10 protein-coding genes are annotated in these 12,332 nt (G+C 64.0%); 9 read left to right on the plus strand and 1 reads right to left on the minus strand.

Annotation, left to right across the window (positions count from 1 at the left end):
* Positions 1-27: 27 nt before the first annotated feature.
* Together GGR39_RS07935 and GGR39_RS07940 are read left to right on the plus strand one after the other, a co-directional pair.
* A complete protein-coding gene (locus GGR39_RS07935; protein WP_183616643.1) occupies positions 28-2,193 on the plus strand; it encodes a primosomal protein N' in 2,166 nt (721 codons plus the stop codon).
* A gap of 210 nt (positions 2,194-2,403) precedes the next feature.
* On the plus strand, positions 2,404-3,954 hold the full coding sequence (locus GGR39_RS07940) for a cryptochrome/photolyase family protein (RefSeq protein ID WP_183616854.1): 1,551 nt from the start codon (positions 2,404-2,406) through the stop codon (positions 3,952-3,954).
* A gap of 37 nt (positions 3,955-3,991) precedes the next feature.
* Here the strand turns inward: GGR39_RS07940 and ada are convergent, their stop codons facing one another.
* Positions 3,992-5,056 (minus strand): bifunctional DNA-binding transcriptional regulator/O6-methylguanine-DNA methyltransferase Ada, encoded by a 1,065-nt coding sequence (gene ada, locus GGR39_RS07945; RefSeq protein ID WP_183616644.1) that lies wholly within the window; start codon positions 5,054-5,056, stop codon positions 3,992-3,994.
* A gap of 251 nt (positions 5,057-5,307) precedes the next feature.
* Here ada and GGR39_RS07950 point away from each other — a divergent pair, with 251 nt between their 5' ends.
* From GGR39_RS07950 to GGR39_RS07980, 7 genes are all read left to right on the plus strand, one after another.
* Positions 5,308-5,862: a F0F1 ATP synthase subunit delta gene (locus GGR39_RS07950; protein ID WP_183616645.1), complete on the plus strand. Its 555-nt coding sequence runs from the start codon at positions 5,308-5,310 to the stop codon at positions 5,860-5,862.
* A 13-nt stretch (positions 5,863-5,875) separates the two neighbouring features.
* Positions 5,876-7,405: a F0F1 ATP synthase subunit alpha gene (gene atpA, locus GGR39_RS07955; protein ID WP_058738097.1), complete on the plus strand. Its 1,530-nt coding sequence runs from the start codon at positions 5,876-5,878 to the stop codon at positions 7,403-7,405.
* 108 nt (positions 7,406-7,513) lie between these two features.
* Positions 7,514-8,395, plus strand: a complete 882-nt coding sequence (locus tag GGR39_RS07960) for a F0F1 ATP synthase subunit gamma (RefSeq protein ID WP_058738096.1) — start codon at positions 7,514-7,516, stop codon at positions 8,393-8,395.
* Between the two features lie 24 nt (positions 8,396-8,419).
* Complete coding sequence (gene atpD, locus GGR39_RS07965) at positions 8,420-9,892, plus strand: F0F1 ATP synthase subunit beta (protein WP_183616646.1); 1,473 nt, start codon at positions 8,420-8,422, stop codon at positions 9,890-9,892.
* 169 nt (positions 9,893-10,061) lie between these two features.
* Positions 10,062-10,319, plus strand: coding sequence for an ATP synthase F1 subunit epsilon (locus tag GGR39_RS07970; RefSeq protein WP_183616647.1), 258 nt, complete (start codon positions 10,062-10,064; stop codon positions 10,317-10,319).
* A gap of 21 nt (positions 10,320-10,340) precedes the next feature.
* Positions 10,341-10,703 (plus strand): hypothetical protein, encoded by a 363-nt coding sequence (locus GGR39_RS17530; RefSeq protein ID WP_183616648.1) that lies wholly within the window; start codon positions 10,341-10,343, stop codon positions 10,701-10,703.
* A gap of 1 nt (position 10,704) precedes the next feature.
* Entirely contained in the window at positions 10,705-12,246 is a 1,542-nt protein-coding gene (locus GGR39_RS07980) for a hypothetical protein (protein ID WP_183616649.1), read from the plus strand.
* Positions 12,247-12,332: the final 86 nt, after the last annotated feature.

The raw sequence follows: 12,332 nt of genomic DNA on the forward strand, positions 1-12,332 counted from the left end.
ACCCCGGTGCCTATATGCACGTCCCTGATGGAACGCATACGACTTCTTGTATTCAACGCCGCCCTTGGCGTGCTGGACTATCGCAAGCCCGAGGGCATGGCGGTGGAGCCGGGTTCGATTGTCATCGCGCCGCTGGGCCCCCGCCAGATCATCGGGATCGTCTGGGAACCAGAACGCCTCAGCGCAAAAGAAGTGCCTGAGGCAAAACTGCGCGCGGTGCTTGAAGCTCTGCCGGTACCCCCGCTGCCCGCGCCCTTGCGCCGCCTGATCGAGTGGACAGCTGACTATTATTGCGCACCGATGTCCAGCGTGGCGCGCATGGCCCTGGGCAGCAGCGCGGCGCTCAGGGGCGGCGGCACCACCACCGAATATCGCCTGACGGGGCAAGAACCTGCCCGACTGACGCCGCAGCGCGCCGCCGCATTGGATGCGCTGCAAGGCGAACAAGGTTCGATCCGCGAACTGGCCGAACTGGCCAGCGTCTCCGAGGGCGTGCTGCGCGGCATGGTCGGCGCTGGGCTGCTCGAGCCGATCGTCGTCGATTGCGATCGCCCCTATCCGCCCGCCCTGCCCGATTTTGCCGAGCCCGTCCTCAACCCCGGCCAGCGGGAGGCTGCGGATACGTTCGTGGCGGCGGTGGCGGCAGGCAAGTTCGCCCCCTTCCTGCTCGATGGCGTAACCGGGTCGGGCAAGACCGAAACCTATTTCGAAGCGGTGGCCGAGGCGCTGCGCCAGGGGCGGCAAGTTCTGGTGCTGCTGCCCGAAATCGCGCTGACGGAAAACTTCCTGCGCCGCTTCGAAAGCCGCTTCGGCACGCCGCCGCTCCTGTGGCACTCCTCGCTTAAGGCCAGCGAGCGTCGCCGTGCGTGGCGCGCGATCGTGCGGGGTGAGGCGCAAGTGGTGGTCGGCGCACGCTCCGCGCTGTTCATGCCTTATGCCAGGCTAGGCCTGATCGTGGTGGACGAAGCGCACGAGGTTTCGTTCAAGCAGGACGACGGCGTGCGCTACAATGCGCGCGATGTCGCGGTGATCCGCGCAAGGTTCGAAAGCGTGCCGGTGATCCTGGCCAGCGCCACGCCTGCGCTGGAATCGCTGCAACTGGCCGAAGCGGGCATCTACACCCGCATCGAACTGCCGGACCGGTTCGGCGGCGCCCAACTGCCCGAGATCAAGATCGTTGACCTGCGCAGCGAAGCGCCCGAACGCGGCCGCTGGCTCGCCCCCCGGCTGGTCGAGGAAATGAAGCTGCGGCTGGCGCGCGGCGAGCAATCGCTGCTTTTCTTAAACCGCCGAGGCTATGCACCACTGACGTTGTGCCGCCATTGCGGCCACCGCTTCCAGTGCCCCAACTGCACGGCGTGGCTGGTGGAGCATCGCTTCTCCAGCCGCCTGGCCTGCCACCACTGTGGGCACGAGACGCCGTTTCCGGAGGCCTGCCCCGAATGCGGCACTGGCGACTGCCTCGTCGCTTGCGGCCCCGGCGTGGAGCGCATCGCCGACGAAGTAGGCGAACTGCTGCCGGACGCGCGCGTGGCGGTCGTCACCTCCGACACGCTGAACTCGCGCGAGGCGGTGGGGCGGTTCGTGGCGCAGGCAGAGGAAGGCGCGATCGACGTGATCGTCGGCACGCAGCTCGTCACCAAGGGCTACCACTTCCCCCAACTCACGCTGGTGGGCGTGGTCGATGCCGACCTTGGCCTCGAAGGCGGCGACTTGCGCGCGGGCGAGCGAACCTATCAACAGATCGCCCAGGTTTCCGGACGAGCAGGCCGCGCCGAAAAGCCGGGCGAAGTCCTCATCCAGACCCGGCATCCCGACGCTTCGGTGATCTCAGCCCTCGCCTCCGGCGACCGCGACGCGTTCTACGCCGCCGAGACTGAGGCCCGCCGCGACGCCGGGGCGCCACCGTTCGGCCGCTGGGCCGCGATCATCGTTTCCAGCGAGGACCAGTCCGAAGCCCAAAGCGCCGCTCGCGCCATCGGCGGCACCGCGCCCAATCATCCCGATATGCTCGTGCTGGGCCCCGCGCCCGCACCCATGGCGCTGCTGCGCGGCCGCTACCGCTATCGGCTGCTGATCAACGCGAGGCGCTCGGCAGAACTACAGCGCTACCTTCAGGAGTGGCTGGGACCACTGGAATTCCCGCAAGGCGTGCGCGTGGCGATCGATATCGATCCGTATAGCTTTGTTTGACCTCGATACCTGACCAGCAAGCGCGATGAGGGGCGGCGGCAGATCAAACCTTCAACAGGGATCGATCTATCGACAATTCTGAGAGACAAATCGGTCGGCACAGTTCTGGCCTGCGACCATTTGTGACAAATCTTTGCTGACGATCGACAACGCCCGCCCGTCCCAAAGGGCATGCCGCCGACGCCATTGTCGCGCGTTACCGATATCCACATGACGACCCTCGTTCCCATCCTCGGCGACCAGCTCACGCGCACGATCGCCAGCCTTGACGGCTGCGACAAGGCGTTCACCGTGGTGCTGATGATGGAGGTCTGGGACGAGACCACTTACGTGCGCCATCACAAGCAGAAGATCGTCCTGATCCTCTCCGCGATGCGCCATTTCGCCGCCGAACTTGAAGCGCAAGGCTGGACGGTCGACTACGTTCGGCTGGACGACAAGGCCAACACCGGCAGCTTCACCGGCGAGGTCGAGCGGGCGGTGAAACGACACAAGGCAAAAGCCGTGCGCGTCGTCGAATCCGGTGAATGGCGCGTCGCCGAGATGATGGAGGGATGGAGCGAGGCGCTCGGCATTCCCGTCGATATCCTTCCGGATGATCGCTTCCTATGCTCGAAGGAAGAGTTCTACGTCTGGGCGCAGGGGCGCGAGCGGCTGCTGATGGAAAATTTCTATCGCGACATGCGCGTGCGCACCGACTTGCTGATGGATGGCAAGAAGCCCGAAGGCGGCCAGTGGAACTTCGACAAGGAGAACCGCGCCGGGCCCGACATGCTGATGGACCCACCACCGACCCCGGGCTTTCCGCCGGACAAGGTGACACGAGAGGTCATCGCCCTGGTCGAATCGCGCTTCGGCAATCACTTCGGCAGTCTGGAGCGCTTTCGCTGGCCGGTTACCGCGAAGCAGGCGAACAAGGCGCTCGACAAGTTCATCGCGGAACGCCTGCCAGAGTTCGGCACCTATCAAGACGCCATGGTGCATGGTCAGGATGACCTGTTCCACTCGTTGCTGTCGACCTCGATCAATCTAGGCCTCCTCGATCCGCTGGAAGTGTGCCGCCGCGCCGAAAAGGCCTATCGCGAGCGCAAGGTGCCGCTGAACGCGGCCGAGGGCTTCATCCGCCAAATCATCGGCTGGCGCGAATATATCCGCGGCATGTACTGGTTCGAGATGCCGGGCCTGCGAGAAGCGAACGCGCTGAAGGCGCAGCGCCCGCTGCCGGATTTCTATTGGACCGGCGAAACCGACATGCGCTGCCTGGCCGATTGCGTTCGGTCCACGCGGGACAATGCCCATGCGCATCATATTCAACGCCTGATGGTGCTGGGCAACTTCGCACTGCTGGCGGGCATCCTGCCGCAAGAGGTCGAGGACTGGTTCCTCGTCGTCTATGCCGACGCCTACGAGTGGGTGGAACTGCCCAATGTGGCCGCCATGGCGCTGTGGGCGGACAAGGGCCGGCTCGCCTCCAAGCCCTATGCTGCCAGCGGGAACTACATCAACAAGATGTCCGACTATTGCGGCCCGTGCCGGTATGACGTTCGCAAGAAAACCGGCGAAGACGCTTGTCCGTTCAACCCGCTGTACTGGCACTTCCTGGTGCGGAACCGAAAGCTGCTGGAGAAGAACATGCGGATCAACCGGGTCTATGGCACCTGGGATCGCATGGACGCGGACAAACGCAAGGACTACCTCGCCAGCGCGGAGGCGGTGCTGGACAATCTGGTCCCGGCGAGAAAGGGCTGGGCGCGGGATTAGATTGCGGCGCCGCGCTTCATCCCGCCCCGATCACCCTCTAATCTCGCTCTCGCCGCAGCAACTCGCGCTTGATATCCAGCCCATAGGCATAGCCGCCCAGCGTGCCATTCGTGCGCACCACACGGTGGCACGGGATCAGCACCGCCACGTTGTTCGCGCCGTTGGCCGAACCTGTCGCCCGTACTGCGGCCGGCTTACCCACGGCGGCGGCGATCTGGGCATAACTGCGCGTCTCGCCCTTGGGGATACGTTGCAGTTCACGCCAGACCGCTTCCTGGAACGCGGTGCCCTGTACATCAAGCGGGATGGCGTGCGCTTCACCCGGATCCTCGACCGCGGCGATCACTTCAGCCAGAAATGCCGCGAATGCCGTATCGCCTTCTATCAGGTCCGCGCGGGGGAAACGCCGCGCCAGTGCTTCCGGCCCCTCCTCGAAAGACAGCCGGCAGACGCCCTTGTCCGTTGCCGCGACCAGCATCTGGCCCAGCGTGGTCGCCACCACCGCCCAGCGGATGGTTACGCCCATCCCGCCATCGCGCCAAACCGAAGGCGACATGCCCCATCTCCTCTCACTTGCTTCGTAGAACCGCGATGGCGCCCCGTAACCAGCCGCATAGATCGCATCGGTGATGTTGGTTCCATCTCGCAAGGCCTGCCCGGCTCGCTCCAGCTTGCGCGCCCTGAGATACGCTGCAGGACTTAGCCCGACCGAACGCTTGAATACCCGCTGGAAATACGTGGGCGAATACCCGGTCGCTTGCGCCAAAGCGGCCAGCGACACCCCCTTTTCGCCGCCGTTGAGCAGCGCGATCGCCTGCGCCACCGCAGCCTCGTCAGGCGCAACGTCATCCGGCTGGCATCGCCTGCACGGTCGCAAGCCTGCCGCCTGCGCCTCTCGCCCATCCCTGTAGAAGCGCACGTTGTGCCGCGAAGGATGCCGGGCTGCGCAAGAGGGCCGGCAATATATGCCGGTCGAGTGCACGCCCGTGACGAAACGGCCGTCGAACCCCTTGTCGCGCGCCAGGACCGCCCGCCAGGCCGCCTCATCGTCGATGGCGTCCTTCGCCGTCGCGATATCTTCGGGAGAATCGGCTGCATTCATATGTGATGGTGTAGCCGCGAATCCCTCGTCATGCCTCCCGCAGCTTGCGTTCAAAGTGGCCATACCCTTGAAATAGCGCCACTGCCCGGGTTTCGGAGCTTCTTTCCCCAGCCCGACCCCGGTCCCTTGCAGTGTCGGGAAATCGTCGCTATGCGCCCCCCGTCTGGGGGACGTTCGATCGCGGTTTCGCGCTAGTCGCTGACGCGCCCCTTGCGAACTAGTACGCCACTTGATGCAAGGATACGACACGCGTGGAGAATTCCGGCGGAATCAAGGCCAGTCTGCAAGGGCGCTACGCGTCAGCCCTGTTCGATCTTGCGAGCGAGAATGGCACTGTCACCGCGGTAGAGGCCGATCTTGACCGGATCGAGGCCGCAATCCGTGAAAGCGACGATTTCGGATCGCTGATCCGCAATCCCCAGGTCAGCCGCGCTGACGCAGCACGCATCATGAATGCGATTGCGCCGGTGCTGGGCCTGTCGGACCTGACCAAGAACTTCCTGGGCGTGCTGGCCGGCAATCGCCGCTTGTCCGCCCTGCCCGAGATCATCCGCGCCTTTCACACGATCGCTGCTGCGCAACGCGGTGAAGCGACGGCACAGGTCACCTCGGCGCATCCGCTCGAAGAAGGCCAGATCGAACAGCTTCGCCAGAAGCTGGAAGCGCGCGAAGGCCGCAACGTCAAAATCCGCACCAGCGTGGATCCTGAGCTGCTGGGAGGACTGGTCGTCACGATCGGCTCCAAGCGCATCGACAGCTCGATCCGCACTCGTCTCAATTCGCTCGCCCAGGCCATGAAGGGCTAAGAAGGAAAACCCTATGGACATCCGCGCCGCAGAAATTTCGAAGGTCATCAAGGACCAGATCGCCAGCTTCGGCACCGAAGCGCAGGTCTCCGAAGTCGGCACCGTGCTCTCGGTGGGTGACGGCATCGCCCGCATCCACGGCCTCGACAACGTCCAGGCCGGCGAAATGGTCGAATTCAACGGCGGCATCCAGGGCATGGCGCTGAACCTCGAAGCCGACAACGTCGGTGTCGTGATCTTCGGTTCTGACTCCACCATCAAGGAAGGCGACAGCGTTCGCCGCACCGGCACCATCGTCGACGTTCCCGTCGGCAAGGGCCTGCTCGGCCGCGTGGTCGACGCGCTGGGCAACCCCATCGACGGCAAGGGTCCGATCGTCTCCGAGAAGCGCGCCCGCGTTGAAAGCAAGGCGCCCGGCATCATCCCGCGCAAGTCGGTGCACGAGCCTGTGCAGACCGGCCTGAAGGCGATCGACGCCCTCGTTCCTGTGGGCCGTGGCCAGCGCGAGCTGATCATCGGTGACCGCCAGACCGGCAAGACCGCCGTCGCCATCGACACCTTCATCAACCAGAAGGGCGATCATCAGGGCACGGACGAGGGCAAGAAGCTCTACTGCATCTACGTCGCCGTCGGCCAGAAGCGCTCGACCGTGGCGCAGATCGTCCGCCAGCTCGAAGAGAACGGCGCGATGGAATACTCCATCGTCATCGCCGCCACCGCTTCGGAGCCCGCGCCGCTGCAGTACCTCGCACCTTACACCGGTGCCGCGATGGGCGAATTCTTCCGCGACAACGGCATGCACGCCGTGATCGTGTTCGACGACCTTTCCAAGCAGGCTGTGGCCTATCGCCAGATGTCGCTGCTGCTGCGTCGTCCTCCGGGCCGCGAAGCTTATCCGGGCGACGTGTTCTACCTGCACAGCCGCCTGCTTGAGCGCGCCGCAAAGATGAACGACGATTTTGGTGCTGGCTCGCTCACCGCGCTGCCGATCATCGAAACCCAGGCAGGCGACGTTTCGGCGTACATTCCGACGAACGTGATCTCGATCACCGACGGTCAGATCTTCCTCGAAACCGGCCTGTTCTATCAGGGCGTGCGTCCGGCCATCAACGTCGGCCTCTCGGTCAGCCGCGTCGGCGGTTCGGCCCAGACCAAGGCGATGAAGAAGGTCGCCGGCTCGATCAAGCTGGAGCTGGCGCAGTATCGCGAAATGGCCGCGTTCGCGCAGTTCGGCTCGGACCTCGATGCCTCGACCCAGAAGCTGCTCAACCGCGGCGCGCGCCTGACCGAACTGCTCAAGCAGAAGCAGTTCTCGCCGCTGACCATGGAAGAGCAGGTCGCCTCGATCTACGCCGGCACCAACGGCTATCTCGACAAGCTGCCCGTCGAAAAGGTGACGCAGTACGAGGCTGAGATGCTCAGCTACCTGCATTCCGAGCACCCCGCCGTGCTGGCTGAAATCCGTGACACGGGCAAGTTCGAGGGCGAGACGCCCAAGAAGCTGGCGTCAGCGCTAGAAGCGTTCGGCAAGCAGTTCGCCTAATCGCCTAAGCCATCACCCCGGCCTTGAGCCGGGGTCCCGCTCGCCGCAGCGGTCGGAACAGCGGGCCCCCGGATCACTTCCGGGGCGACGAATTGGAGAGTACCAAGAGTGGCTTCGCTGAAGGAACTCAAAGGCCGGATCAACTCGGTCAAGTCGACCCAGAAGATCACCAAGGCCAAGCAGATGGTCGCGGCGGCGAAGCTGCGCAAAGCGCAGGCTGCGGCAGAGGCCGGGCGCCCCTACGCCCAGCGTCTCGCCGAAGTCATGGCCTCGCTGTCCAGCAAGATCACGGTGACTGACAACAGCCCGCGCCTGCTGGCCGGGACTGGTGCGAACAGCGTGCACCTGCTGGTCGTCGCCAACTCGGACAAGGGCCTGGCCGGCGCGTTCAACTCGAACATCGTCAAGGCCGCGCTGACTGCGGCCCGCCGCCTGGAAGCCGAAGGCAAGTCCGTCCTGTTCTATCTGATCGGCCGCAAGGGTCGCGCGGTGATCAGCCGGAACTATCCCAAGGCGATCCTGCAGTCGTTCGACACCACCGACGTGCGCACTCCCGGCTTCGACGAGGCCGAGAAGATCGCCGACGAGTTGGTAAAGCTGTATGAAGATGGCCGCTTCGATGTGGCGCACCTGTTCTTTTCGAAGTTCAAAAACGCGCTGACGCAGGAACCGACCGAGCAGCAGATCATCCCGGTTCCGGCTCCCAAGGCAGCTTCGGCAAAGACCGATGCTGGCGCAGTCGTAGAATACGAGCCGGACGAAGAGGAAATCCTTGCCGCCCTGCTGCCGCGCTACCTCAAGACCCAGATCTTCGGCGCGCTGCTGGAGAACATGGCGTCTGAGCAAGGCGCGTCGATGACCGCGATGGACAACGCCACGCGTAACGCCGGCGACTTGATCAAGGCCCTGACCATCCAATACAACCGCAGCCGCCAGGCCGCGATCACCACCGAACTCGTCGAAATTATCGCTGGCGCCGAAGCGCTCTAAGCACCCGAAGGCAAGGAAACGAACATGGCAACCGCCCCAGTGCTAAACCAGACCACACCTAACATGACGTCTGGCGGCAAGATCAGCCAGGTCATCGGCGCCGTCGTCGACGTGAGCTTCGAAGGCGAACTGCCTCCGATCCTCACCGCGCTCGTCACCGAGAACAACGGCAACAAGCTCGTCCTCGAAGTCGCGCAGCACCTTGGTGAGAACACCGTGCGCTGCATTGCGATGGATGGCACAGACGGCCTGACGCGTGGCCAGAACGTGTCGAGCACCGGCGCGCAGATCACCGTGCCGGTTGGCCCCAAGACGCTGGGCCGCATCATGAACGTCATCGGCGACCCGATCGACGAGCGTGGCCCTGTCGGTTCGGACATGCACGCACCGATCCACGCCGAGGCTCCCCCGTTCATCGATCAGTCGACCGAAGCGTCGATCCTGGTCACCGGCATCAAGGTCATCGACCTGCTGGCGCCTTACGCAAAGGGCGGCAAGATCGGCCTGTTCGGCGGCGCCGGCGTCGGCAAGACCGTGCTGATCCAGGAACTGATCAACAACATCGCCAAGGGCCACGGCGGCGTGTCCGTCTTCGCTGGCGTGGGTGAGCGTACCCGCGAGGGTAACGACCTTTATCACGAATTCCTCGACGCCGGCGTCATCGCCAAGGATGCCGAGGGCAACGCCACTTCGGAAGGCTCCAAGGTCGCCCTGGTATTCGGCCAGATGAACGAGCCCCCGGGCGCCCGCGCACGCGTTGCTCTGTCGGGTCTGACCATGGCAGAGTACTTCCGCGACCAGGAGGGCCAGGACGTGCTCTTCTTCGTGGACAACATCTTCCGCTTCACCCAGGCCGGTGCCGAGGTGTCGGCTCTGCTGGGCCGTATTCCTTCGGCCGTGGGCTACCAGCCGACCCTGTCGACCGACATGGGACAGTTGCAGGAGCGCATCACTTCCACCAACAAGGGCTCGATCACGTCGGTCCAGGCGATCTACGTCCCCGCCGACGACTTGACCGACCCTGCGCCAGCCGCATCGTTCGCCCACTTGGACGCGACGACCACGCTGAACCGCGCGATCTCGGAGCTGGGCATCTATCCGGCGGTCGATCCGCTCGACTCCACCAGCCGCGTGCTGGCGCCCGCCGTCGTTGGCCAGGAGCACTACAACACCGCGCGCCGGGTCCAGGAGACGCTGCAGAAGTACAAGTCCCTGCAGGACATCATCGCGATCCTGGGCATGGACGAGCTTTCCGAAGAGGATAAGCTGGTCGTCGCCCGTGCTCGCAAGATCCAGAAGTTCCTCAGCCAGCCATTCCACGTGGCCGAAGTCTTCACCGGCATCTCGGGTAAGTTCGTCCAGCTGGAAGACACGGTGAAGTCGTTCAAGGCCGTCGTCGATGGCGAGTACGACCACCTGCCGGAGAACGCCTTCTACATGGTCGGCGGTATCGACGAAGCGGTCGAGAAGGCTAAGAAGCTGGCTGACGAAGCGTAAGCTCCGGCAAAGCCGAGAGCTTCCACAATCTCCCCTCCCGCCTGCGGGAGGGGTCGGGGGGAGGGCATGTGGGCACCCTCCCTTACGGATAAACAGGCCCTCCCCCAGCCCCTCCCGCAAACGGGAGGGGAGCATGAGGACCCTCAACTGAAGCGAGGGATATTCGACTATGGCACTGCACTTCGAACTCGTGACCCCGGCCCGCCTCGTCCGCTCGGAAGAGGTGCACATGGTCGTCATCCCTGGCACAGAGGGCGAGATGGGCGTTTTGCAGGGCCACGCGCCGTTCATGACCACGATCAAGGACGGTCCTCTGAAGATCTATCGCACCGAGAACGGCGCGCCGGAAGAAGTTCGCATCCAGGGCGGCTTCGCCGAAGTGGGCGCGAATGGTCTTACGGTGCTGGCCGAACACGCCGAGGGCTGAGGTCCTGACAAGCGGCTGATAATGAGCGGCGGCGCCGCCATCCGGCCTGCTGTGTCTGTCGTCACGGCTTTTTCGGTCCGCTTCTCAACGCCGTCGTTTGGCCGTGGAGGCGTGAAAATCCGGCGGTTTGCCCGCGATCCAGCGAAGATAAGTCGCTATCGCAGAGTTCTGGCGCAGCGCTTCCACATGTTGCCCAAGCCGCGCCAGTTCAACATTCGCGAAAGTAGCGTGCAGCGTTCGATGGCAGATCGGATGCACCGCAACAGTATCGCGCCCACCGCGGCTTTTAGGAACCGGATGGTGTCGTTCGACACGTCGGCCAAGTGGGCGTTCGCAAAGCCAGCAGGTCTCCGGGTTGGGATCAGGCATCACGATGCAAGATAGGATGCGTGCTGCCCCGACGAAAGCGGGTGAGCATTCCGCTGCACTGCCTTCCAAGGCAAGTTCGCCGCAGAGCTGGGCGGGCGCAGCGTTGTTGGTGCTGTTCACTACGCTGCCGGTGCTTATCCTTCGCACCCCACCGATGATCGACGTGCTGGGGCATACCGGGCGCTATGCTCTGCAGACCGGGTTGCAAGACGACCCGTGGCTGCAGCAGTTCTTCCATTTTCGTTGGCAGGTTATCGGTAATCTGGGCGCTGACTTGATCGTCGAAGCCCTGCATCCGCTGCTCGGATTGACCGCCACGGTGAAATCGGCCTTGGCGCTGGTACCGATCCTGGCGGGCAGCGCGATCCTGCTGCTGTCTCGCATGATCCACGGGCGGGTTACGGCCTTTGCCGTGCTGGCCCTGCCACTGATCTACGCGCTTCCGTTCACCTGGGGCTTCCTCAACTTCTCGCTGGCGATGGCCCTGGCACTGCTGGCATTTGCATTGTGGCTGCGGCTGGGGCCGGGAACGGTCCGCTCCCTGCTATTCGTTCCGATCGGCTTGGCGGTCTGGCTGTGTCACACGTTCGGTTGGGCCTTCCTGGGCATCTTGTGCACCGGAGAGACGCTGGCGCGGCAGTGGAGCGCGCGACGTTCCCTGCAGAGCGTCGCGGTGAATACGATACGCGACGAATGGCCGCTGCTGGCACCTCTATTGCCAATGCTGCTTTGGCGAAGCAGCGCCACCGGCTCGGGGATCGATGGCTGGTTCGATATTGCGCAGAAGGTCTCCTGGCTGCTTTCCATGCAGCGCTTAAACTTCCACCAGTTCGATCTCCTCTGCGCCCTATCTCTGGTCCTGGCGGCGGTAGCAGGTTTCGTGCTGCCTCAGGTTTCGGTCGACCGTAGGCTGGGATGGGGCGCGGCAATCGCACTGGCAGCCTTCCTGCTTCTGCCGGGGCAAGTGTTTGGCTCCGTCTTCGCCGACATGCGGCTGGCCCCTTATGTCCTGATCGTGGCGCTACTCAGCCTGCGCGAAAATGTCAGTGGCACTGCCTGGCGCGTGCTGATGGGCATGGCGCTGGCTTACCTCGTCTTGCGCTTGGTGATCACCGGCACTGTCTATCGTGAGCGCGAGGCGGAACTGGAACGGCACCTGGCTGCCCTCTCCGCTATCCCCGAACATGCCCGGCTCGCTACCTTGGTAGAGCTACCTTGCCACAAAGAGTGGGCCCTGCCCTGGTTCTCGCATATCGGCAGCATGGCGCTGGTACGCCGCCATGCCTTCGTCAACGACCAGTGGGCCAATTCCGCGATGAACCCGTTGACGGTTTCCTACGCAGTGGCCGGGCCATTCGCCACCGACGACCGACAACTGTTCTATCCGCAGCGCTGTGGGATGACGCCGACACTGCCGCAGGCGATAGCCGCGTTGCCGCTGAAGGCATTCAGCCACGTCTGGGTAATCGGCCCTGATCCGGCGGCGATCCCGCACCGCGATGGTCTGCGCATGACCTGGCAACAACGCGATGCGGCGGTCTTCACCACCCAACGCTGATGACCAACCCGTGCCGCACGCGATTTTTGCGGCATTAGGAAGTTATCAAAGCTTCATCCTTAATACCGCCTTTCATTCAGACGCAC

It is taken from the genome of Novosphingobium fluoreni, assembly GCF_014196615.1.
Classification (GTDB): Bacteria; Pseudomonadota; Alphaproteobacteria; order Sphingomonadales; family Sphingomonadaceae; genus Novosphingobium; species Novosphingobium fluoreni.